Raw genomic sequence first — 23,388 nt, forward strand, 5'->3', positions numbered from 1 at the left:
AAATATGCTATCGAACGAACAATTCGAGCGCGTTTTGACGCTCAACAATATCCACGCCAAAGAAACCTCATATCTTGAAACGGCAGACCTAGAGCGGTTGATCAGCCGTTCCTACCTCACCAAGACCATTGGCGAACTGGACGCTTTTCTGATCACCATGAGCCATTCGTCGCCTCATGATGGGATCAATTTTTCTTGGTTCAAAGAACGATTTGACAGTTTTGCCTATATTGACCGCATCGTCACAGCCGGACATGCACGTGGGAAGGGCCATGCGAAATCGCTTTATCTTGCCCTGATGGACAAAGCTAAAGAGGATGGCATCGATATGGTTTGCTGTGAGATCAATCATTCCCCGCCAAATCCAGGATCTGTCGCATTCCATGAAAAACTGGGTTTTGAAATGATCGATACGGCGGATCTGAGCGAGGACAAAACCGTCGGCTACTGGACCAAAAAGCTCTAAAGAGGAACAAATACGCGGCGCAATATTTCAGGCCGTCCCGCCCGAACTGCGGACTTGCGTGAGGCGTGATTGTGGCGGTCAATAGTGCCAAGCATCAAGCGATCTGGCGTGGCTGCCGCGCGTTGGTTTGCAAATGCGCATTGCATTTGCATCGCATATCCATGCCCGGCATGAACAGCCGCAACGACCTCTTCTTGCACAACCTCGCCAGGCAACCACCCAATCGCATCTTCTTTTACCGCAATTACTCCAACAAGATGTTTGCTTGCATCGACATGGGCACCAAATAGATTGCCTTGTTCGTGGCATGTTTTTAGCGTTTCCATATCCATAGCGCTGACGTTTTTCGCTAAGTCAGGCTGAGTGCGTCGTACTTCGCCATAGCGCTCGACAATCAGCGCCTCAACCTCTCGCATTTTCACATCTTGGGTAAGATTGATCTCAAGATTTCGCCGCTTCATTTCACTATATCGCGCTGCGTGAATGGATACGTCCAGAAACGCTTCAGGTGTCGGCATGGCATTCGCTGCAAGCGTCAAGCGCAAAAACTGCGGGCTAAACACTGCCCACTCATCGCGCACAACCCCACGCAATCCATCCATCTGAGAAAAGTTATGAGCAACCACTTCAACAAATGGTCGCATAATATCAAGCCCGTAGAATCGAATACCACCCAACAGCGCGCCGTTTTTCGTCTCAATCATCCGATGATTATAAGCCGAGGGTTCAACGTCAAAACAGTCGATATTATCGCTAAAGAGGCGTGCAAAATTAGGATCGTCAATTAGCTGAAACTGACGTTTCAGCCAGTTTGACAAAAGGGTGGAAGACGCACCAAACAAGTGGTTTTCAACATCCAAGTCGGGGACTAAGGATGGCCAAGATGATGGGGACATGAACTGGTTATTACGCCCCATATTTCACCTTACAAGCGTCGCTTTATGTGCTCAATTATGGACGCGGCGGCGGCACGGGCGCGTTCGGGTCTTCAACACCTTGATCGTCGCTGCCACCGCCACCAAACAGGCTGCCGAACCAGCCGGTTACCTTTTGTGTAGTTTGATTGATTGCAACTTTGCGCTCCTCAGCTGCCCGAGCAGCCTCCAACTTGCGCTGTGCTTCAGCTTCGGCGTCAAGTTCCGCTTGCGCCTTGTTTGCCATAGCCAGTTTAAATGCAGCAGCATCCGCTGTTTGCTTCTGACTATATGCTGCCTGCATTTCCTTACTGAGCAATGAGGGGCCACAGCCGCCGGAGCGGTTTATGCCATATCGACCATTGCACACATCCCATTTTGGGCGTTCTTTTGTGAGTTCAAAATGGTCATATCCCACCTTGATGTCGCGCCAAAATGACAGGTGTTTGCTTTCGCTAAACGCTGCCAAATTTTCGCCCGTCATCCGGAATGGGAAAACTTGAACCTGAAAGCTCTTGCTGCCGCCTTTAAACGTTTCACGAGCCAGCGCATATATCTCTGCGATTTTTTCATCTGTCATCGCATAGCAGCCGCGGGACGAACAATCGCCATGCACCATAATGTTTGACCCTGTGCGGCCATGTGCGCGGTCAAACTTGTTTGGGAAACCAAGGTTGAATGCCAAGAAATAGTTTGAGCGGGGATTCATCAACCCGGGCGTTACATCATAGAACCCTTCGGGAGACTGGCGATCACCTTCTCTGAATTTTGGCCCCAGGTCGCCTGACCAAGCACAAATCTTATAGGTGCGGAAATGCTCAAATTTCCCGGTCTTTTTGACCTCTTTCCAAACTTCCAACTCGCTTTCGCGTTTAAAAATCCGCACAAGCATTGGAGCGCCTTCGCTCGAACCCATTTGGCTCAGCCGCGCTTTGGTCAACGATGACAATGGAACATTATGGCGATTGCTTTCAAAACCTGTGGTACAGGCGGCTAAAAGCCCAAGCCCCAACAAAACAAAAACTGATTTTGCAAACTGTCGCAAAGCGCTGATCACAAAATTCTCCAATTGCACAACTTCCGTGCCAAAAAGCATAAAGGCACCGCCAATAAATTACAGTTAATCATTTGGGGTGCCTAATGCTATTCGCCAAGGCCCGGATCACAATTAGGTGAGATTTGAACCCATAGCGAGGAACTTCTCGCGACGGTGTTCACGCACTTCCAATCGGCCCTTGCCTTCAAATTCTGCCAAGAAGTCTTCAATCACCTTGTGGGTTGATTGCATGATTTCAGGCGCATGGCGATGGGCGCCACCGGCAGGTTCTGGGATGATTTGGTCAATAATGCCAAATTCTTTCAAGTCTTGCGCGGTGATCTTCATATTGTTCGCCGCTTCCTGTGCTTTTGCAGCATCGCGCCACAAAATTGAAGCTGCAGCTTCAGGCGAAGCCACCGTGTAGATTGAGTGCTCAAGCATCACAACTTTGTTTGCTGTCGCGATCGCAATGGCGCCACCAGATCCACCTTCACCAATCACAATTGCCAATGATGGCACGCCAATCTCAAGGCACATTTCGGTTGAACGCGCAATTGCTTCCGCTTGCCCGCGCTCTTCTGCACCAACGCCAGGATATGCACCTGCAGTATCTACAAAGAACAATACCGGAATATCGAACCGGTCCGCCATATCCATCACACGTACCGCTTTACGGTAGCCTTCAGGACGAGCCGAACCAAAATTGTGCTTGAGGCGCGATTCTGTATTGGAACCTTTTTCCTGACCAATGATCGCAACGGGTTGCCCGTCAAATCGGCCAAATCCAGTTTGGACCGCAGCATCTTCAGAAAACTTACGGTCTCCAGCGAGCGGAACAAAGTCAGTAATTAGGTTTTTGATGTAATCGACGAAATGCGGACGCAAAGGATGGCGCGCAATTTGCGTTTTTTGCCAAGGCGTAAGCCGACCATAAATCTCGTGCAAAGCTTCATCTGCTTTATCCTGCAAACGCTTCACTTCGTCTTCAATTTCCACCGCTTCGCCGCTTTGGGCGAGTGATTTCAATTCTTGAACTTTGCCTTGCAAATCAGCGACTGGCTTTTCAAATTCGAGATAGGACTGCATTTTTATCCGTCTTTTTTGTCGTTCCTGCCCAAGGACAATTGGAACCCCACATAATTGCGTCGGAAAGTGGCCATTCCCCCGGTTAATGTCAAGCTTTGATGCACCAAATGCTGGGCAAATTCTTGACCCTGATCGCGATCTTTCCTCGTGATCAACGCTTAATCCTTGGCCAAAGGATGATGTTCTTGCACCAGCGCCGTCAAGCGCTCATCCAAAATATGGGTGTAGATCTGCGTTGTTGAAATATCAGAATGCCCCAACAATAGCTGTACTACACGAAGATCGGCACCCCTTTCCAACAAATGTGAGGCAAAAGCATGGCGCAAAATATGTGGCGAGATTTTTTTGGTGTCTAACCCAGCGCGCCCGGCCAACGCTTTTAACTCACGCGCAAATACTTGCCGGGCCATAAAACCCGTTTCAGTGTTCGCAGGGAACACAAACCGCCCCGGTGGCAATTGCCCCAAATAGGCCAACAAAGCATCTTTTGCTCTATCATTTAGCGGCACCACGCGCTCTTTGTTGCCCTTACCGATGATATTCAGCATTGAACCTTCGCGCGTCACGCTGGATCGCAACAACCCCACAAGTTCAGATACGCGCATCCCGGTACCATACAAGAGCTCTAAAAGCACATAAAGTTTTTGCGCGCGCAACTTTGCTTTGGGCGCAAGCTCTGGGTCTGCAGCTTCCAACTCTGCTTGCCCAAAAAGCTGATCCACTTCTTCAATCGACATTGTTTTGGGTAGCTTCGTGCCCGCTCTTGGTGCTGGGATCACCCGCGTAGGATCATCCTTGCGTGCGCCATCGGATACCAGAAACTGATAAAATTGCTTGATGGAGCTTAGGCGTCGTGCCGCACTTGAAGCGGCAAAGCCACGTTCGTCCAGCGAAATCAAATAGTGCTGCACCAAATGCCGATCAGCATTCCCAACGGGTGCCTTTTTCGAAGCTGCAAATTGCGCATAGTCAATTAGATCGCGCCGATAAGCTTCAAGTGTGTTCGCCGCGGCGCCCCGCTCTGCGCTCATCATTTCGAGGAAGTTTTCGATCAATAAATGATCGTTCATCGCGATCGCCTAATTGTTGCCAAACAAATCACGCGTTGGAATGCGTTGGCTTATCTCACGGGGCTCAGGCTCAACAAATATGGTGAGCGCATACATACCACCAACCCCTAACGCAGCAAGAAAGCCAATAAAGAATACAAAACGGAATAGCGTAGGCATTGGGTGTTGGTTCCTCCAGTTACCCTACTTTTGGGCCATTTTGCGCTTTCGATCAAGCATTTGATTGACGGTTGTGGCTTGACAATTTGCCTCCACATCGCTTCAACCTCACATTCAAGGTCAAGCTGGAGATATTAGTGCCCGTCGAATTGGACAGCACCGTGGTGCAACGCAATGCTGAACGCGTCAACACACATCGCGCGGGTAAGCCGATTGTCATAATCGGCATGATGGGCGCCGGAAAATCCACTGTAGGCAAACGCGTTGCGCATTTTTTGAACCTTGATTTTGTTGATAGCGATGACGAGATCGAACTCGCAGCCGGCATGCCAATTCCCGACATTTTTGAAACCCATGGCGAAGAAGAATTTCGCGCAGGTGAAACACGCGTGATTGCCCGCCTTTTAAGAACGCGTCGTGATGCCATCATTTCCACCGGCGGTGGGGCCTTTATGGACGCCACAACTCGGAAAAACATCGCCCAGCATGGAATTTGCGTGTGGCTCAAAGCCGACGTGGAACTGTTGTTTGAGCGCGTATCGCGCCGCAACACCCGACCGCTATTACACACGCCGGATCCGTTTGGCACACTAAAAGCGCTGGTCGATCAGCGCTATCCAACCTACGCTGAAGCCGATCTAACTGTGATGTCCCATGAAGCAACCCACGAACAAATTGCTTCTGAGATCATTGAAGCTCTCGCCGAGCATTTGGACCCGAACAAAAAGTCTGATTAAACATGACAAACAGCAATATCGTTCATATTGACCTGGGTGACCGCGCCTATGACATCAATGTGGCGCACGACGCCATTGACACTTTGGGCGCGAAACTAAAAACAATGTTTCCCGGCGCACGGTACGGCATCGTCACCGATGAAAATGTTCAGCGCGAACAATTACCCCGCCTCAAAAAAGCGCTTGAAGCGGAAGGGTTAAACTACGCGGTCGTCACAATTCCGGCTGGCGAAAGCTCAAAGTGCAACGCCATGTTGAACCAAGTCGTTGAAGCTTTATTGGCGGAACGCTTGGAGCGAACAGACATCATCATCGCATTCGGTGGTGGCGTCGTCGGCGATCTGGCTGGGTTTGCCGCTTCAATCATCCGGCGCGGGATGGATTTTGTGCAAGTGCCAACATCACTTCTGGCGCAGGTAGACAGTTCGGTTGGCGGAAAAACCGGCATCAATTCACCGCACGGCAAAAATCTAATCGGTGCATTCCATCAACCACGATATGTCGCGGCGGACCTTGCAGCGCTTGGCACGCTTTCAGAGCGCCAGTTCCGTGCAGGCTATGCTGAAATGGCCAAATATGGCTTGATTGATGACGCTAAGTTTTTCTACTGGCTGGAGGAAAACTGGCGCGAAGTCTTTGAAGGCGGACCTGCACGCGCCGAGGCCATTGCACATTCTTGTCGTGCAAAAGCGCGATTTGTGGCAGCTGACGAAAAAGAGCATGGCGCGCGCGCTTTGCTCAATCTCGGTCATACTTTTGGCCACGCATTTGAGGCAGTTACCGGCTACTCTGATCGTTTGTTGCACGGAGAGGCGATTGCCATAGGCATGGTTCTAGCACATCGCTATTCAACCAAAATCGGCATCGCCAACGGGCAAGACGCTGTTCGTGTCACCAATCACTTCAAATCGGTTGGCCTACCGACAGAATTGAGCGATATTCCGGGCGAGCTAGCTTCAACTGAAGAATTGATGCACCATATTGCCCAAGACAAGAAAGTTTCGCGCGGCGCGCTGACTTTCATTCTAACAAATGGCGTTGGTGAAGCTTTCATCGAAAAGAACGTGGACCCAACTTCAATTTCTGCTTTTCTTGAGGAGCAAAGAAACTAATGGCTGAATTTTTTGCATCGATGCCCCCTTCCTTTTGGATTTCCGTGGCGGCCATTCTGGTGCTTTTGGCCCTGTCTGGCTTTTTCTCTGGTTCTGAAACCGCACTGACCGCTGCTTCGCGCGCGCGCATCCACAATTGGGTGAAGGCCGGCAACAACCGCGCCAAAATCGTTGAGAAACTCATTGCCGACAAGGAACGCCTGATCGGGGCGCTGTTGTTAGGCAACAATTTGGTCAACATCCTTGCTTCATCCTTGGCCACCAGCGTGTTGATCGCCTTGTTTGGTGACACAGGTGTGATTTACGCCACGATCGCAATGACCGCGATGGTGGTGATCTTTTCAGAGGTCTTGCCCAAAACTTGGGCCATATCTAAGCCTGATGAATTTGCCCTTGGTACTGCTCCGTTTGTCCGCCCAATCGTTGCCCTTTTTGCGCCGATCACCTTTGCCATCCAAAAACTCGTCAATGCCCTGCTACGTCTTATTGGTGCACGCCGAGAAGGCGACGAAAGCGGCATGACTGGCCACGAAGAGCTGCGCGGCACCGTGGACCTGCTGCACAAAGAAGGTGAAGTGGTCAAAAATGACCGCGACATGCTTGGCGGCATTCTGGACTTAAGCGCGCTTGAAGTGTCCGATGTGATGGTGCACCGCACAAAAATGCTCGCGCTTGACGCCGAATTGCCCAAAGAACAACTGGTTCAAGAAATCCTTGAAAGCCCCTACACGCGTATCCCTTTGTGGAAAGACGACCAGGAGAACATCGTTGGCGTCGTGCATGCAAAAGACTTGTTGCGCGCCCTGTTTAAAGCCGGTGGCAATGTCGAACAATTGGACATTGAGGCCATCGTATCAAAACCGTGGTTTGTGCCGGACACAACGCCGGTGCAGGCCCAACTCAACGCGTTCTTACGTGAAAATGCCCACTTTGCGCTTGTGGTAGATGAATATGGCGAGGTCGAGGGCCTCATCACGCTTGAAGACATACTTGAGGAAATCGTTGGCGAAATCGCTGACGAGCATGATGAAGTAATGGAAGGCGCAAAGAAGCAACCCGACGGCTCCTATATCGTTGACGGCTCACTGCCGATTCGCGATCTAAACCGTGCTCTTGATTGGCAACTCCCCGACGAGAATGCCACAACGATTGCCGGCCTAGTGCTGGATGAAGCGAAAATGATTCCAAACGTCAATCAGACTTTTACGTTTCACGGCAAGCGTTTCAGGGTGCTGAAAAAAGAGCGAAATCGCATCACAGAACTAAAGATAATTCCGTAAGCATTTCCTGCAACTCGGCGGCTTCATATACATACTACGGCGTTGAATTGTCAATGTTTTTCGCGATGCGTAAAATGCAATCTAAATTGCCGAACATATCCTAATATCTGACGCCTATTCTTTGGGCATGATGATGAGAAATTGTTTGAGCAAATTGGCAGCGTTTTTTAGGGGTGATCCTTCGATCAGCCCCATATGCCTAACTTTGTTTCAAACAGCAGGCGCAACGGTATTGGCATCTTTTCTTGCTGTGCTCGCCTTTAAAACAGTTGGCGTGCATTATGCTGGGGTTTGGTATCAGCTTGGCGTAACCTTGGTAGTCGCGTCGTTTGTTGCGCCAATATTTCTTTATCCCACATATCGAACCTCCGCGAATTTGCAAAAGGCAAATGCAATAATTGCAGAGCAAGCGACAACAGATCACCTTACTGGTTTGCCTAACATGTTGGCGCTGTCTAGCGAACTAGCGCAGCTATTGGCGCAAGGCGACCGGCATCAACCATTCGCCGTCCACTTCCTCGATATTGATCGCTTTAAGCAGGTGAACGATTCTCTTGGTCACGATGTTGGAAACGAGCTCATTGCAGCAACCGGTCAACGCATTCAAGAATGGGTAGGCGATGCGGGATTTGTCGCCCGGTTCGGCGGCGACGAATTCGTGGTTATCCAATACCACACATCCAATGAAATGGCGGCAACGCAGTTTGGGCGCGAGCTGCGTGTGCACCTAGCCAAACGCTACAATTTGTCTGACCATGAAGTAAATGTCACAACCTCAATCGGCACCGCACTTTCGCCTTTGCATGGCGAGGGTCAGGACCAGTTGTTAAAAGCGGCCGACCTTGCCCTCTACAAGGCAAAAGAAACCGGCCACTCCTCTTGTGTTTTCGAACCACGTTTCGCATCTGAGGCATCCAATCGTCGTCGTATTGAAGGCATTTTACGGGACACGATTGCACATGGCACACTCAAGCCGCGCTATCACTCTATTGTGCACGCGCAAAACCCCTTACAAATTGCTGGATTTGAAGCCCTTTGCCGCATCGAATTGCCCGACGGTGAGGTGTTAAACCCCGAACAGTTCATTCCCGTGGCTGAGAGCACCGGTTTGATTTTGGATATCGGCGCCTATATGTTGCAACAAGCTTGCTTTGAATGCGCAAACTGGCACCCAGATCTATTTGTTTCAGTCAACGTATCGCCCGTACAACTTATCCGCTCTGACTTTTTGACAACTGTGCAAGAAGCGCTGAACGACAGCGGGTTACCGCCCTATCGCTTGGAGCTGGAAATCACAGAATCCGTTCTCATCAACGATGTTGAACACATCCGCACAACGCTAGAACGTGTGCGCGCCCTTGGCGTGCAAATTGCACTCGACGACTTTGGTGCCGGCTATTGCGGATTGCATTACTTGCGCCAGATCGAGATCGACAAAATCAAAATCGACAAGTCCATTATCGACGATGCGGAAACCGTCGAAATCTCGCGCAATATTCTGAATGGTGTTTCCTTAATCGCCAAACAAATGGATATCACATTGGTTGCAGAAGGCGTTGACGACATCTCAAAAGCAGAGTTTTTGTGCCAGGGTGAGCGCGTACATCAGTTCCAAGGCTACTTGTTCTCAAAACCAGTTAGTGCAGCTGATGCGCGCCGGATGCAGAAAATCCTTCCCCAACAATCCACACCCGACAACGTTATTCAGTTACCTGTTCGCAAGAAAGACAGCGTTTAATCAATTACTCGGTGCTGCTTGGGCTGACCTCAATCGCAAATGCGTGGATGGTTTCTTTCAACTCTTCAGCCAGACACTCCATAATCGCTCGATGTTGCGCGACACGCAGTTTCCCGTCCAATGAACGGGCGGCAATTTGTACCCGAAAATGTGAGTTCCCGCCTTCGCGATATCCTGCGTGACCGCGATGCAACTCACTCTCATCAATCACGTTTAGATGAGTTGGCTGAAATTCTTTCGTTAATTTCTCAATGATTGTCTGTTTCATCGACATAAGGGGTTTTGCTCTCGCCGGTTTTTGATGTAAAAGAGGTGTCCTTTTCTCTAACTTTAAGAGCCCCTACATTGAATTCAAAGCTCTTCGACAAAATAAAAGTAAAGCGTCGCGCTAGCTCAGCGGCCAAACCAGAAGATGATTTGCCGCGCTGTGCTTGGAAGGGCTGCGACCAACCTGGTGCGCACAAAGCGCCCAAAGGTCCAGATCTGCCAGGCTATTACCAGTTTTGTGTGACCCATGTGCGCGAGTACAACAAGAACTACAATTTCTTCTCAGAAATGAATGATGAGGAAATTCAAAAAGTTGTAACTGATCGCACCGGTGGACGCCCCACTTGGGATATGGGTGTCAACAAGGTTGGAAAAGATGCGACCGAAATGCCAAGCACGGCGGGTCGCAAGAAAAAGAATCACGACCCATCAAATGTCTTCCGTCGTTATGAACGCATGCAGGGCAAATCAGCAGGTCCAAACCGCTCTTCGGATCGCAAGATCCTAGAAGCCGACAAGAAGGCGCTGGAAATGCTTGATGTGGCACCAACATCGGGCCCTGATGAGATCAAAAAGGCCTATAAAGATTTGGTGAAAAAGCACCACCCAGACATCAATGGTGGCGACAAAAGCTCTGAAGAGCGATTGCGCAATATTGTGACAGCCTACAATCATCTTAAATCCAAAGGATTTGTTTGATTTTGCATGCGCCAAAATGATGCGGGCTCGGCACTAGTCGAGCCCAAACTTTGTTGCTATAAATTTTCCATCACAACCACATCCCGCCCTACCTTTTGCGCGCAAACTGTGCCAAAACCCCAATTGACGAATACGTTTTATCTAAAAGGTTAGCCATAATGACCGTGACAGCACCCCTGCCCGATACCGAATATTCAGTTCGTGACCTTTTCGGCATTGATTCAGATTTGGTGGTCAAAGGATATAAAGAGCGCACTGAGCATGTGCCGCCTGTTGATCCTGACTATCTGTTCGACAAAGCCACCACATTGGCCATTCTAGCAGGCTTCGAGCACAATCGACGTGTCATGGTTCAGGGCTATCACGGCACGGGTAAATCGACCCACATTGAACAAGTCGCCGCACGCCTGAACTGGCCGCTTGTGCGGGTGAACTTGGATAGCCATGTCAGCCGGATCGATTTGGTGGGTAAAGATGCCATCGTCATTAAAGACGGCAAGCAAATCACCGAGTTCCGCGACGGCATTTTGCCATGGGCGTTGAAGAACAATGTCGCCATCGTATTCGACGAATATGATGCAGGTCGCCCAGACGTTATGTTCGTAATCCAACGCGTGTTGGAGGTATCTGGCCGCCTTACTTTGCTTGACCAGAACAAAGTGATCGAGCCGCACCCAGCCTTCCGTTTATTCTCAACAACCAACACGATTGGTTTGGGCGATACATCAGGTCTTTATCACGGCACTCAGCAGATCAACCAAGGTCAGATGGACCGTTGGTCAATCGTGACCACATTGAACTATTTGCCGCACGAAAAAGAAGTTGGCATTGTTTTGGCCAAAGCCAAAAGCTTTGACACTGAAGAAGGTCGCCAAACCATTTCCAACATGGTGCGCCTTGCAGACCTTACGCGTTCGGCCTTCATCAACGGCGATCTTTCAACCGTGATGAGCCCACGAACAGTGATCACATGGGCGGAAAACGCACAGATCTTTGGTGATGTGGGTATGGCGTTCCGCCTGACCTTCCTCAACAAATGTGACGAGTTGGAACGCGCGGTTGTCGCTGAATTCTATCAGCGCGTCTTTGGCACTGACTTGCCAGAATCTGCCGCGAACATCGCTTTGAGCGCCTAACAGAATAAAGGCAAATTATGTCTGGCATTTCAAAACGCGCCAACAAGCCTGATCCGTCTGCCACGTTGAAAAACGCGGTTGGCGTAACCATGCGCGCCATTGCCGAAGACAAAGAATTGGAGGTGGCATTCACCTCTGATCGTCCTTTGTTGACCAAAGACAAAGCGCGGCTGGCCAACTTGCCGCGCATGCCAAAGCCAGAAGACATCGCTATTGCCCGTGGGCAGGGCGATGCGATGGCGATGCGTCTTGCTGCGCACGACCAAAAACTGCACAAGAAGTTTTCGCCACAAGACCCCGAAGCGCGCGCAGTGTTCGACGCGCTAGAACAGGTCCGCGTTGAAGCGTTGGGGACCGAACGTTTGCCCGGCATGAAGGGCAATTTGGCAGCCATGCTCGAGGACAAATTGTTCCGCGCAAACTATGCCTCCATCTCTGACATTGCGGACGCGCCGCTTGCCGAAGCGATGGGCTTGGTGCTGCGCGAAAAACTTTTGGGTATCGGCATTCCATCTTCCGGTGAGAAACTGGTGGACTTGTGGCGCAAAACGATTGAACAAAAGGCAGGCGACCAACTGGACGAGTTGGCAAACCTTGTGGACGACCAAACAGAGTTTTCCAAAATCTGCCGCTCTGCCTTGCGCAATATGGAATTGATGGTCGACGCAGATCCAACCGATCTGGATGGCGACGAAGATGATGCGGGTGAAGATGCTGATCCGCAAAACGCACCAGACGAAAATGCCGACAAGCAAGATGGCTCATCCGAGCAAGATGAAGAGCAAATTGACGCCGAACAAGCACCCGGCGACACCGAGCAAGAAGGTGAGGTAGAGGGCGAAGACGCTGACATGCAGGACATGGAAGAGCAGGACGCCCCGCTCGAACATGGCGAAGACAGCCCCAATGCCCAACCTGACGCTGACATTCCTGATCACTTCCGGAACATGCCGGAATATAAGATCTTCACCACCAAGTTTGACGAAACAGTTGGTGCAGCCGAACTTTGCCCGCCTGAGGAACTTGAACAATTGCGCGCCCTTTTGGACAAGCAACTTGATGGGCTTTCCGGTGCCGTTGCGCGCTTGGCGAATAAGCTTCAACGCCGCCTAATGGCGCAACAAAACCGCTCTTGGGAATTTGACCTAGAAGAAGGTCTACTCGATACCGCACGGATCACGCGCGTGGTCACCGATCCGCTGCAACCACTTTCGTTTAAGATCGAAAAAGACACAGACTTCCGCGACACGGTTGTCACTTTGTTGATCGACAATTCCGGGTCCATGCGCGGTCGCCCGATCACCATCGCGGCGATCTGCGGTGACATTCTCGCCCGAACGCTTGAGCGTTGTGGTGTGAAAGTTGAGATTTTGGGCTTTACAACCCGCGCCTGGAAAGGCGGCAAATCTCGCGAAGCGTGGATGCAAGGTGGGCGCCCTGCAAATCCGGGTCGGATCAATGATATCCGCCACATCATCTATAAATCCGCTGACGAGCCTTGGCGACATGCCAAGTCAAATCTTGGATTGATGATGCGCGAAGGCCTGCTTAAAGAAAATATTGACGGTGAAGCACTGCAATGGGCGCATAAGCGAATTTTGGGTCGGCCCGAAAATCGCCGCATATTGATGGTGATTTCAGATGGCGCGCCTGTCGATGACAGCACGCAGTCTGTTAACCCCGGCAATTATTTGGAAAAGCACCTACGCTACGTGATTGAGGACATTGAAACCCGCTCGCCTGTTCAACTGGTCGCTATCGGTATTGGTCACGATGTGACCCGCTATTACCGACGTGCGGTTACCCTTTTGGACGCCGAGGAGCTAGCGGGCGCGCTCACCGACAATCTTGCAGCATTGTTTGACGAAGAATTGCCGCAAGAAACCCGTCGCCGAGGCCGCAAATAGCTCGCTTTCTTTTTTTGGCAACAATTCTGGCGGGCGCATTTTTTGCGCCCAGCATTGCGTGGGCTGAAAAGCTGACCATCAATGCCAACCAAATCAAATGGTTTAAAAGTCAAGCGATCGGTAAACCGGTGGGCAATGGATTGATTTGGCGCGGCGGTTTGCACCTAACCAGCGACAACGAACAATTTGGCGGCCTGTCAGACATAACCTTCACCTCAACACAGGGTGACGTGACCATGGTGACCGACACCGGTCGATTTGTGTCAGGACGCCTTCAATATGGTGAAAATGCAGCGCCAATTGCTATCGAAAACGCAACAATTGAGCGGGTGCAAAACTCCAAAGGCGTCAACCTGCCAACCATCTTCTCTCGCGATCCAGAGTCTCTTGATACGATATATCGCAACGGCAAAGCGTTTGCCGTACGCGTCGGATTTGAACATCTCACACGCGTCGCCGATTTCAATCTTATTGATGGCAAGCCCGGTGGTGCGGCAATAGAATACACCATTCCAAATTGGATAACGCGCCAGCGCAACAATGGCTCGCTCGAATCGCTTTGTATCGCGCCTCCAGCTTCTCCTGTGGCCGGGTCCACCTTGATGATCCTCGAAGATGTGCGTGACGACAAACGTAATCACCGCGCTTGGCTGTCGGGCAAGCGCGATGGTGGCGATTTAAGCGTTAAGGCAGAAAACGGCTTCCGTCCGACAGCCTGCGCCTTCACCCAAAACGGTGATCTTTTAATTCTTTACCGTGATGTGGGCATCTTTGGTTTTTCGATGCAACTGCGCATGGTCAGAGCATCAGACGTCCAGAAGAACAATGTGCTGTTTGGCGAAAAACTGCTTGAGGCGAACGGGGGCGATGTCGACAATATGGAGGGCCTAGCAACCCATATTGGGACCAACAACGAAACCATAATTACCATCCTATCCGACGACAATTTCCGGGGCTGGGAGCGCACTTTGTTGCTGCAATTCGAGCTAGTAAAAAAATTTTGATTTCACTAAAAACCCTGTCTAATATGACCTCACCTCAAATCAAAGTCCGGCCATAACGGACAACTCCACAAAAGGGATTATTCATGAATATCGATCTACTCAAACGCTTGTGCGAAACTCCAGGCGTGCCAGGCCGCGAAGACCGCATCCGCGCACTCATTGAAAAAGAAATTGACGGCCTATTCGATGAGGTAGTCACAGATCCAATGGGTTCACTTTTGTGCAAGCGCAACCCAACAAGCAAAGTAGACGGTACGCCGAAAAAGGTGATGTTGTTGTGCCACATGGACGAGATCGGTTTCCTTGTGTCGCATGTCAACGAAAAGGGCCATGTCTATGTGGACAATGTGGGCGGCTTTGACACACGCAACCTATTCTCACGCCGAGTGCTCGTGGTTACTGAAAATGGTGACTACAAAGCGGTGATGAACCCAGGCGGCAAACCCATTCACATCCAAACACCTGAAGAAGGTAAAAAGATCCCAACGGTTTCTGAATTTGTGATCGATCTCGGTATGGGTGAAAAAACCAAAGACGTCGTGCAAGTTGGCGACTATGTGGTGATGGACGAGCCACTGCTTGATCTCGAAGATAAGGTGGTTTCAAAGGCGCTTGATAACCGTGTGGCATGCTGGCTCGGCATTGAATCTATTCGCAAATTGGTTGAGGACAAGTCGACTCACGACTGCGAAATCCATGTCGCCTTCACCACTCAAGAAGAAGTTGGCCTGCGCGGCGCCCGCACAGCGGCACACGCGATCCAGCCAGACATCGGCCTAGGCATCGACGTAACCCTTGCCTGTGACACCCCAGGCGTGCCTGAGCACCAATCTGTCACCACTCAAGGCAAAGGTTTTGGCCTACACGTCAAAGACAGCTCGTTTATAGCCGATATCGACTTGGTACGTGAAGTAGAAGCGCTAGCGAAAAAGAATGACATTCCGTATCAGCGCACCATTTTGGCCCGCGGCGGTCAAGACGGTGCCGCCGCACAGCAAGCAGCAGCCGGGGCAAAAGCGGTTGGCATTGTGGTTGGCTGTCGCTACGTGCACACGGTCACCGAAATGATCGACAAAACAGATCTAAAAGCAGCCCGCGATATTTTGGCTGCATACCTTGCAGCCCATTAAATTGGTGACGCAAGTATAGAATAAATGAAGCCCGCTGCACTCTGCAGCGGGCTTCATTTTTGACCACGGCTTAATTGTTTTCCGGGACACCAAAATGACCATAATTGAGTATGTTTACTCCGCGCATTCCGCCTACGCCTATATTGGTTCGAAAACCTTTAGCCAAATTGCCGAGTCAAATGGCGCGACGATTATGCACCGCCCAATTTTGCTATCGCCAGTTGTGGAGGCGCAGCGCAGCGAGCCTTTTCGCCAACGTACGCAAGCGCACGTGGACTATTTTTTTGGTCGAGAAATCGAACGTTGGGCAGAATATCGAGATGTGCCGATAATCAACTACCGCCCAACCCACCATGACGCCGATTACAGGCTTGCGTCTGGTATGATCATAGCGCTTGGCGACAATGGCGCATCCGTTGATGCGATGGCCCACGCGCTTTTAGAAGCCCATTGGGTTAATGATGTTGACTTGTCTGATCAAACTGCCCTGACAGCGGTAGCAAAGCAACTTGGGCACGATGCTGAAAACTTGTTGGAAAAAGCGGCTTCACCTTCCGTGCAGGACCAGCTCAATAAAAATATCAAATGGGCGCGAGACCAGAATGTTTTCGGTTCGCCAACATATATCGTAAATGGCGACCCGTTTTATGGCCAAGACCACTTGGAATTGGTTGAACGTGCAATCAAAAAACCCTTTGGCGCACCGAACTGGAAAAATCCGCCAGTAGACGCTTGAACCAAAGCTATGTCAGCTGGTTGCCTACAAGTGAACTCATCAAATTTGTCCTGCGGATGAAGCAAAACTCTACTTCATTGCTTTATCGACAATCTTATCAAACCGAGAATCCATACAAACGCTGACATCTGTGGTGATGAATTTCCCATCCAAAAACAGACTAAAAATGGTTGCCGGCGTCGGCGCGCTTTGCGCGACCTCAAGACTATCAAGCTTGATGGTTTTGAGCGGAAGGTCCCTTTTCTCGCAACTCTCTTTCAAGGAGTTTTCAATATGAAACTCTGTGAATGGACAACGGTTTGAGTAATATGCGGTCACGCCTTTGCTGTTCGCATCAAGTCCAGCCCGCGCACTTTCGGCAAATCGCGGCATCTCAACTTTCGCATCGGGTTTGACCGACAAAGCCAACAGAACGAAGCCGTTTTCAAGCTCATCAACTTTTTGAAAACCTTGTCGCAACAGCCATTTGCCATCGCTCTGGAAGTGCATCTTCTTCTTACCCACAACTGTGGTTAGACCTGCAAATCCTTGCGCTTTGGCATCATCCAGCGCGGACTGCAACAAAGCCTTGCCATGCCCGTGGCCCTTGAACTTCCCTGAAACCCAAAAGCACCCCATTACCATCCAGTTTGGCGCAATCACCGGCATCCACGCATGTTCGCCAGGTCCATATTCAATGAAAACCTTGCCGCGCTCGTCAAGGCGCGTAAACCGGTAGCCCTTTGAGTGTTGATCAGCCAACCAGCGCTTTTTCGCAATATATCCATTGGCGCATTTTTTATCGGAAATCGCACAACAGATATGCTCAGTTTGAAGCATTTCAGGGATAAGAGAAATATAGCTCATTGTTGTTCCTCCTTTTCTAAGAAAGGTTAGAAACTTGAGCACAAATGTCATTGAGGCATGTCAAGCTCGTCTTTGCCGCAAACCAACGCAATTCAACGACAAATGACCCAATAAAAAACGCCCCGAAAAACGGGGCGTTCTGCTACACAGCTAAATTGCGCTCACATTCAATTCAGCTAAGCATAGGTAATTCCTTTAGTCGCTGACTTATCAGGCCGCAACCTTTTGTGCAAGTTGGCGATCTGAAACAAATTGCCGAAGGAAATTGTAGGGCGCGAGAAGCGCAAACACCATTAGACCTTTGACAATCAGATCACCGAGCCCGAGCGACACATAAAGCGGCACTTCTGCTCCAACGCTCAATAGCGGGACACCGAACCCAAGCGAACTATCGGCCTGCGCGAAGAAATTGTCGATACCCACAAATGCGGGTGCAAAGGCCAATGAAAAGAAAATGGCTGTGTCGATTGCCGATGCAATGCTTGATGATATCAACGGCGCGCGCCACCAAGCCCCACCTGAGCGCAATCGGTCAAATATGGAAATATCTAGCAATTGTGCAATCAAGAACGCCGAGCCTGATGCGACGGCGATGCGTGGGTTTGCCAGTTGAAGCGAGAGATAGACCGCCAATGAAAAACCGACCAACACAACAATGCGCGCAGATTTTGGCCCGAAATGACGGTTCGTCAAATCGGTAACAAGAAACGCGAATGGATATGTGAAAGCACCCCAAGTGAGGATTTCTTGTAGGTCAAGCGGTCCGAGTTGAATAACAACGGGAATCGCAACCAAATAGTTAGACGCGGCGACAACAATCGCCATGGCCGCAACGGCCACAAAAAAACGAGCGAGCATGATAATGCACCTCTTAAGTTACGCGGCAACTCCGGCAATAGACCGACGCCACTAGTTCAAATGCAAGAAACCGCGAAACGACCAATCGTCTCGCGGCATCTCATTTTTCTTAACAAAGAAACCGGATTAAGAGGCTTGCGCCAGACGGATTTCTTTTTTCACGCTCAATGCGCGATCTGACAATTCAGTGTCTTTTGCTTTAAGCAAATATGCGTCCAAGCCACCGCGGTGCTCAACAGTACGCAACGCCGCTGCAGAAACTTTAAGTTTCACATTGCGGCCCAAAGTTTCAGACATCAAAGTCACATTGCACAAGTTTGGCAAAAACTTGCGACGAGTCCGGTTGAGCGCGTGGCTCACATTGTTACCAGACATCACACCTTTGCCAGAAAGTTCACAACGCCGTGCCATGTTATAATTCCCGTTCGATCCACAAAACCTTCGTCTGTCTCGTGCTTAACGCCGAGCCCGACAGGTCTCAATTACATGAAAAAGTCGCGTTTAAATAGATAATGGGCCACCATTAGTCAAGCACTTCTGTGCGAAAATCAAATGGAATTGCCTTGAAAGCGTCAAACCATGACGGCACTGTAAAATTTCAGTGATTCGTCAAAAACGCATTCTCGCCTACCAACTAAGGATCGACACTTATCGTGGCCGCTTCGTTTTATCGCAAATTGTACCGTGTATTCTTGTTTGTTTTTGGCGCTATTTTGCTCGCGCCGCAAGCCTTCGCCGCAGACGTTAATGCCAAAGCAAATTATATTGTTTCTCTACGAGGGGTGAACATTGCAACGGTTGGCGTGGCCTTCAAGGACAATGGCGACAAATATAGCGTCAATATTTCTGGCGATGTGGCTGGCCTTGCGTCTTTGGTTGCTGCGGGAACTGCAACACTTGCATCCTATGGCACATCGTCAAAGGGAGGAGATTTGCAGAGCGATCAGTTTGAGCTGGAAACCATCGCCAATGAACAGTCGTTTCGCGTTCGGTTTCAAGCGAACAAAGGCAATGTCACAAGCACCCAAGTGATTCCAGCGCTCACACAAAATGAAAACCGCGTACCCGTCGCCGCTGCTCATCGTCGCAACATCAACGATCCTATTGCCGCATTCTTTTTAAAATCCAATGGTCTGGATCCAGCCGTTTGCAACCGCACCTTAGAAATCTACACCGGCGTTGAGCGCTATGACATTCACCTCAAGTTCGCCAAAAACCAGACAGCAACGTCTAAGGCCACCGGCTATCAGGGCCCAGTTATGTTGTGCACCATGCGCTATAAGCCAATTTCGGGTCATTTTTCCAACTCTGACACGACCAACTACATGAAATCCAATCAACGATTTCTGATTTGGTACGCCCCGCTGGAAAACTCAGATTATTTGATTCCCTACCGAATCCTCGTAGGTACGGCCTTTGGCGATCTTTCTATGGTGCTGACGCGCCTAAACAACTAAAATCACATCACTTTCCAGCGCTTTGCCATTAACCATAACGCCCCGAATTGGCATCTCAATTCGGCACGTCAAAATCTTTTTCGTAAAGATTGCACTTTTCTGCTCAAGGTTTTGGGCACCAAACCTTAATGCCGTCAAAAAAATGACGCGCCCAAACATTCAAACAATTGAAACAATCATTAGGATTTGAGACAAATTAAGCAAATCGCAATCAAGATGAATACAATTTGCGCCTTTCAACCCCACAAACGGGGAAAATGTCGAAAAATTGTGCCCCATTAGTCCGCGACCCACCATATAATGTAGGGAACGAAGCAAGAATGGACGAGAAACCGCGATTCGGTCTATGTTCGTTCTCTTTTTGTACCAATAGTAAATCCAATTGCTGTTTTGACCCGCCGTCCTGTCTCAAAAAAAGACAGTCAGACCAGCCACAACACCAAAGGACGCCGGAGAGTTTATGGACACCCATTTCGCCGCGGGCAACGTAAAGGCCATTCTTGGCCCCACCAATACCGGCAAAACCCATTATGCGGTCGAAAGGTTGTTAGCGCATCGCACCGGCATGATTGGTTTGCCTTTGCGGCTGCTGGCCCGCGAGGTTTATCAACGCTTAGTCGAACGCGTTGGCGTTGGTGCGGTCGCACTAGTGACAGGCGAAGAGCGAATCGCTCCAAAGAATGCGCGTTATTGGGTGGCCACCGTAGAAGCCATGCCCACCAACTTCAGCGTTGAATGTGTGGCCATTGATGAAATTCAAACAGCCACCCATCTGGATCGCGGACATGTTTTCACTGACCGCATACTCAATGCACGCGGCACTCACGAAACTTTATTGCTTGGCGCCGCTACAATGGCCCCAATAATCGCAGCCCTACTGCCCGACGCTGAAATTATCCATCGCCCACGCTTTTCGCAGCTTACTTATGTGGGCTCGAAAAAGATCACCCGCCAACCGCGGCGTTCCGCGATTGTGGCATTTTCGACCAATGAAGTTTATGCAATTGCCGAACTGATCCGACGTCAACGCGGCGGCGCAGCTGTGGTTATGGGCGCCCTAAGCCCGCGCACCCGCAATGCCCAAGTTGAGCTTTACGAAAACGGCGAAGTCGACTTTCTCGTTGCAACCGATGCTATAGGCATGGGGTTGAACCTTGATATCAACCACGTGGCCTTTGCCGCCGATATGAAATTTGACGGCAAGCAAATGCGACCGCTCATTCCCGCAGAGTTCGCGCAGATCGCTGGACGCGCGGGACGGCACACAAAAGACGGCACATTCGGCGTCACCGGCGGCGTTGAGCCATTTTCGGATGAACTAGCGCAGCAGCTTGAAACCCACGAATTTGAACCGATAAAAATATTGCAATGGCGCAACTCAAATTTGAATTTCGCAAGTTTTCAATTGCTCCAGCAATCCCTTGACGTGCGCGCAGACCACCCCAAATTGACGAATGTGCCAGTTGCAAAAGACCAGCAAGCGCTCGAATTTTTGATGCGTCACCCAGATATTGGCCCCAAAAACGGCAAAGCCATTACCCAATTGGCATGGGATTGTGCCCTGATTCCGGACTATCGCAACATCTCACCAGCCCAACATGGTGAGATAATTGCCACAATCTTCCTAAATCTTGAGCAAAACGAAACAATTAGTGAAGACTGGATTGCCGAACAGGTCAGGTTTTGCGACAATGACCAAGGTGAAATTGACACCTTGTCCAATCGGATCAAACAAATCCGCACTTGGACGTATGTAGCGAACCGAAAAAACTGGCTTAAAGACCCTACCTATTGGCGTGAAAAAACAAATGAGATTGAAAACACATTGTCTGACGCATTACATAAGCGTCTTACGCAGCGATTTATTGATCGCCGCACAAGTGTTTTAATGCGCCATTTAAGAGATAAACAGATGACGGCACCAGAAATATCACAGAGCGGCGAAGTATCCCTTGAGGGACAAACCATCGGATCCATCGAAGGGTTTCGCTTTACCCTTTCATCGCAAGATGGCGGGGAAACGAAAAATCTACGCTCTGCGGCCAGTGTGGCCATAGCGCCGGAGATAAAAAAACGCGCAGAGAAGGTTTCGGATTCGCCCAACGACGAATTTGTCTTGACCGCTGACGGCCTTATACGCTGGCGCGGTGAAGTGATTGCGGAACTGGCGCCTGGCGATGAGGTTCTTGCCCCTCGGTTGATTATTCTAGCAGACGAAAGCCTAACCGGCCCAGATCTGGGCGCTGTGCAAGATCGACTTGATCTATGGTTGCGGCACGCCATAAACACCCAGCTTGAACAGTTGATTGCGCTCAAAGAGCCTGCCGAACTAGAAGGTACTGCACGCGGCGTTGCATTCCGCCTTTCGGAAAGTCTTGGGGTTATTCCACGCGCTGAAATCGCGGACGAAGTTAAGGTGCTTGATCAAGATGTGCGCGCTATCATGCGCAAAATGGGTGTCAAATTTGGCGCCTATCATATCTATTTGCCTCTATCACTTAAACCAGCACCGCGTGAAATAGCGCTGATTCTCTGGGCATTGAAAAATGGCGGCGTACGTCAGCCTGGCGTGCGCGAACTGCCACAGATCATTCTTTCAGGTCGCACATCAATTGATGTCGATCCTGAAATTGCTAAAGAGCTTTACGAAATTGCTGGTTTCAAGGTCACTGGAAACCGTGCTGTACGGGTCGATATTCTTGAGCGGTTGGCCGATCTGATCCGGCCCTTGATTGCCTTTGATCCAAAGCGCAATCAAGACACGCCGCCAGAAGGCGCAGCAGACGGGAATGGTTTCCGTGTCACAGTTGAAATGACATCTTTGCTTGGCTGTGCCGGCGAAGAGTTTTCAACCGTGCTGAAATCTCTTGGATACAAAGTGACCCGCACCCCAATTGAAGCAAAGCCAGAAGAAGCGGCGACCGAAACTGAAACCGTAGAGGCCGCCAACAATAATGAGCCTCAAACTGAAGCGGTCGCAGAATCGGGCGAAAAAGTTGCGGCAAAAGTAGTTGCTGAGACTGAAGAGCCACAATTTGACGAGGTTTGGCAGCCAGCTGGCCGGCGCAACAACAACGCCCACCATGGCAAGAAACGCGACCAAAATCGCAACCAATTTGCGAAGGGCAAAAAAGACGGCAATAAGGGCAACAAAAAGCACAACCAACAAAAGCGCCCGAACAAGCCTGCACACAAGCCAAAGCCAATCGATCCTGATTCGCCATTCGCAGCGCTTGCCGCTTTGAAAAAATAAGCTGCATCTAATATGAGCGAACCGGACCAGAAGCGCAGGCTTGATAAATGGCTTTGGTTCGCTCGTTGCGCTAAAACCCGAACCTTAGCGCAAAAACTTGTCAATGGCGGCCATGTGCGCATTAACACTGAGCGGTGTGTCAATGCGGCATTCAAAATCAAAATCGGCGATGTCTTAACAATCGGTCTGCCGCGCGGCATTCGCATTCTCAAAGTCTTAGATCTTGGCGAGAAACGACAATCAGCGACATTAGCTGCACGACTTTACGAAGACCTTAGCCCACCACCGCCACCCAAATCTGATGGTCCCCGCCCATTGCCCCAAGCGGTGCGTGAAAAAGGCGCAGGTCGGCCAACCAAACGCGAAAGACGCGCAACAGATAGGCTTATTAAGCCAGATTGAAACGGGATTTCACGGATCGCCTAAGGATTGAAAACCCTTGCTCAAAACCACCCTTGCGCTTTTGGGAAAAATTCATTAGCCAATAGGCCGTC

General features: G+C 50.2%; 23 protein-coding genes. 14 read left to right on the top strand and 9 right to left on the bottom strand.

Annotation, left to right across the window (positions count from 1 at the left end):
* The first annotated feature begins 4 nt into the window (after positions 1 to 4).
* Positions 5 to 466, top strand: coding sequence for a GNAT family N-acetyltransferase (locus tag QQL65_RS03730; RefSeq protein ID WP_284362150.1), 462 nt, complete (start codon positions 5 to 7; stop codon positions 464 to 466).
* Here QQL65_RS03730 and QQL65_RS03735 read toward each other — a convergent pair.
* The 5 genes from QQL65_RS03735 to QQL65_RS03755 form a co-directional block, all read right to left on the bottom strand.
* The gene (locus QQL65_RS03735; RefSeq protein WP_284362151.1) at positions 463 to 1,383 is read right to left on the bottom strand and encodes a hypothetical protein; all 921 of its coding nucleotides are present in this window, start codon (positions 1,381 to 1,383) and stop codon (positions 463 to 465) included. The two genes, QQL65_RS03730 and QQL65_RS03735, sit on opposite strands and share 4 nt — an antisense overlap.
* A 34-nt stretch (positions 1,384 to 1,417) precedes the next feature.
* Positions 1,418 to 2,476 (bottom strand): L,D-transpeptidase family protein, encoded by a 1,059-nt coding sequence (locus tag QQL65_RS03740; protein WP_284362152.1) that lies wholly within the window; start codon positions 2,474 to 2,476, stop codon positions 1,418 to 1,420.
* A 72-nt stretch (positions 2,477 to 2,548) separates the two neighbouring features.
* On the bottom strand, positions 2,549 to 3,505 hold the full coding sequence (locus tag QQL65_RS03745; RefSeq protein WP_284362153.1) for an acetyl-CoA carboxylase carboxyltransferase subunit alpha: 957 nt from the start codon (positions 3,503 to 3,505) through the stop codon (positions 2,549 to 2,551).
* Between the two features lie 158 nt (positions 3,506 to 3,663).
* Positions 3,664 to 4,575: a site-specific tyrosine recombinase XerD gene (locus tag QQL65_RS03750; protein WP_284362154.1), complete on the bottom strand. Its 912-nt coding sequence runs from the start codon at positions 4,573 to 4,575 to the stop codon at positions 3,664 to 3,666.
* Between the two features lie 9 nt (positions 4,576 to 4,584).
* Positions 4,585 to 4,734: a histidine kinase gene (locus tag QQL65_RS03755; protein WP_284362155.1), complete on the bottom strand. Its 150-nt coding sequence runs from the start codon at positions 4,732 to 4,734 to the stop codon at positions 4,585 to 4,587.
* 137 nt (positions 4,735 to 4,871) lie between these two features.
* On the opposite strand from QQL65_RS03755, the gene QQL65_RS03760 reads away from it, so the two are divergent.
* From QQL65_RS03760 to QQL65_RS03775, 4 genes are all read left to right on the top strand, one after another.
* Positions 4,872 to 5,471 carry a shikimate kinase gene (locus QQL65_RS03760; protein ID WP_284362156.1) on the top strand — a complete coding sequence of 200 codons (600 nt, stop codon included), beginning with the start codon at positions 4,872 to 4,874 and terminating at the stop codon, positions 5,469 to 5,471.
* Positions 5,472 to 5,473: 2 nt separating this feature from the next.
* Positions 5,474 to 6,583: a 3-dehydroquinate synthase gene (gene aroB, locus QQL65_RS03765; protein ID WP_284362157.1), complete on the top strand. Its 1,110-nt coding sequence runs from the start codon at positions 5,474 to 5,476 to the stop codon at positions 6,581 to 6,583.
* A complete protein-coding gene (locus tag QQL65_RS03770) occupies positions 6,583 to 7,863 on the top strand; it encodes an HlyC/CorC family transporter (protein ID WP_284362158.1) in 1,281 nt (426 codons plus the stop codon). The genes aroB and QQL65_RS03770 overlap by 1 nt, the downstream gene beginning before the upstream one ends.
* 145 nt (positions 7,864 to 8,008) lie before the next feature.
* Entirely contained in the window at positions 8,009 to 9,601 is a 1,593-nt protein-coding gene (locus QQL65_RS03775; protein WP_284362159.1) for a putative bifunctional diguanylate cyclase/phosphodiesterase, read from the top strand.
* Positions 9,602 to 9,605: 4 nt separating this feature from the next.
* Here QQL65_RS03775 and QQL65_RS03780 read toward each other — a convergent pair whose 3' ends face one another.
* Positions 9,606 to 9,875 (bottom strand): BolA family protein, encoded by a 270-nt coding sequence (locus QQL65_RS03780; protein ID WP_284362160.1) that lies wholly within the window; start codon positions 9,873 to 9,875, stop codon positions 9,606 to 9,608.
* Between the two features lie 71 nt (positions 9,876 to 9,946).
* Between QQL65_RS03780 and QQL65_RS03785 the strand changes: the two genes are divergently transcribed.
* The 6 genes from QQL65_RS03785 to QQL65_RS03810 all read left to right on the top strand — a co-directional run bounded on the left by QQL65_RS03785 (position 9,947) and on the right by QQL65_RS03810 (position 16,480).
* On the top strand, positions 9,947 to 10,567 hold the full coding sequence (locus QQL65_RS03785) for a J domain-containing protein (RefSeq protein WP_284362161.1): 621 nt from the start codon (positions 9,947 to 9,949) through the stop codon (positions 10,565 to 10,567).
* A gap of 158 nt (positions 10,568 to 10,725) precedes the next feature.
* Positions 10,726 to 11,703, top strand: coding sequence for a cobaltochelatase subunit CobS (cobS, locus tag QQL65_RS03790; RefSeq protein WP_284362162.1), 978 nt, complete (start codon positions 10,726 to 10,728; stop codon positions 11,701 to 11,703).
* Positions 11,704 to 11,720: 17 nt separating this feature from the next.
* Positions 11,721 to 13,610 (top strand): cobaltochelatase subunit CobT, encoded by a 1,890-nt coding sequence (gene cobT / locus QQL65_RS03795; protein ID WP_284362164.1) that lies wholly within the window; start codon positions 11,721 to 11,723, stop codon positions 13,608 to 13,610.
* Between the two features lie 14 nt (positions 13,611 to 13,624).
* A complete protein-coding gene (locus QQL65_RS03800) occupies positions 13,625 to 14,614 on the top strand; it encodes an esterase-like activity of phytase family protein (RefSeq protein ID WP_284362165.1) in 990 nt (329 codons plus the stop codon).
* A gap of 83 nt (positions 14,615 to 14,697) precedes the next feature.
* Positions 14,698 to 15,744, top strand: coding sequence for a M42 family metallopeptidase (locus tag QQL65_RS03805; RefSeq protein ID WP_284362166.1), 1,047 nt, complete (start codon positions 14,698 to 14,700; stop codon positions 15,742 to 15,744).
* A 94-nt stretch (positions 15,745 to 15,838) separates the two neighbouring features.
* A complete protein-coding gene (locus QQL65_RS03810; RefSeq protein ID WP_284362167.1) occupies positions 15,839 to 16,480 on the top strand; it encodes a 2-hydroxychromene-2-carboxylate isomerase in 642 nt (213 codons plus the stop codon).
* A gap of 69 nt (positions 16,481 to 16,549) precedes the next feature.
* On the opposite strand, the gene QQL65_RS03815 is transcribed toward QQL65_RS03810, so the two are convergent.
* From QQL65_RS03815 to rpmB, 3 genes are all read right to left on the bottom strand, one after another.
* The gene (locus QQL65_RS03815; RefSeq protein WP_284362168.1) at positions 16,550 to 17,326 is read right to left on the bottom strand and encodes an N-acetyltransferase; all 777 of its coding nucleotides are present in this window, start codon (positions 17,324 to 17,326) and stop codon (positions 16,550 to 16,552) included.
* A 210-nt stretch (positions 17,327 to 17,536) separates the two neighbouring features.
* Positions 17,537 to 18,184 (bottom strand): VUT family protein, encoded by a 648-nt coding sequence (locus QQL65_RS03820; protein ID WP_284362169.1) that lies wholly within the window; start codon positions 18,182 to 18,184, stop codon positions 17,537 to 17,539.
* 126 nt (positions 18,185 to 18,310) lie between these two features.
* Positions 18,311 to 18,595 carry a 50S ribosomal protein L28 gene (gene rpmB / locus QQL65_RS03825; RefSeq protein WP_284362170.1) on the bottom strand — a complete coding sequence of 95 codons (285 nt, stop codon included), beginning with the start codon at positions 18,593 to 18,595 and terminating at the stop codon, positions 18,311 to 18,313.
* Between the two features lie 242 nt (positions 18,596 to 18,837).
* Here rpmB and QQL65_RS03830 point away from each other — a divergent pair, with 242 nt between their 5' ends.
* From QQL65_RS03830 to QQL65_RS03840, 3 genes are all read left to right on the top strand, one after another.
* Positions 18,838 to 19,641, top strand: a complete 804-nt coding sequence (locus QQL65_RS03830) for a DUF3108 domain-containing protein (protein ID WP_284362171.1) — start codon at positions 18,838 to 18,840, stop codon at positions 19,639 to 19,641.
* Between the two features lie 460 nt (positions 19,642 to 20,101).
* The gene (locus QQL65_RS03835) at positions 20,102 to 22,894 is read left to right on the top strand and encodes a helicase-related protein (RefSeq protein ID WP_284362172.1); all 2,793 of its coding nucleotides are present in this window, start codon (positions 20,102 to 20,104) and stop codon (positions 22,892 to 22,894) included.
* Positions 22,895 to 22,906: 12 nt separating this feature from the next.
* The gene (locus QQL65_RS03840) at positions 22,907 to 23,296 is read left to right on the top strand and encodes an RNA-binding S4 domain-containing protein (protein ID WP_284362173.1); all 390 of its coding nucleotides are present in this window, start codon (positions 22,907 to 22,909) and stop codon (positions 23,294 to 23,296) included.
* The last annotated feature ends 92 nt before the right edge of the window (positions 23,297 to 23,388 follow it).

Source organism: Maritalea porphyrae (assembly GCF_030159895.1).
Classification (GTDB): Bacteria; Pseudomonadota; Alphaproteobacteria; order Rhizobiales; family Devosiaceae; genus Maritalea; species Maritalea porphyrae.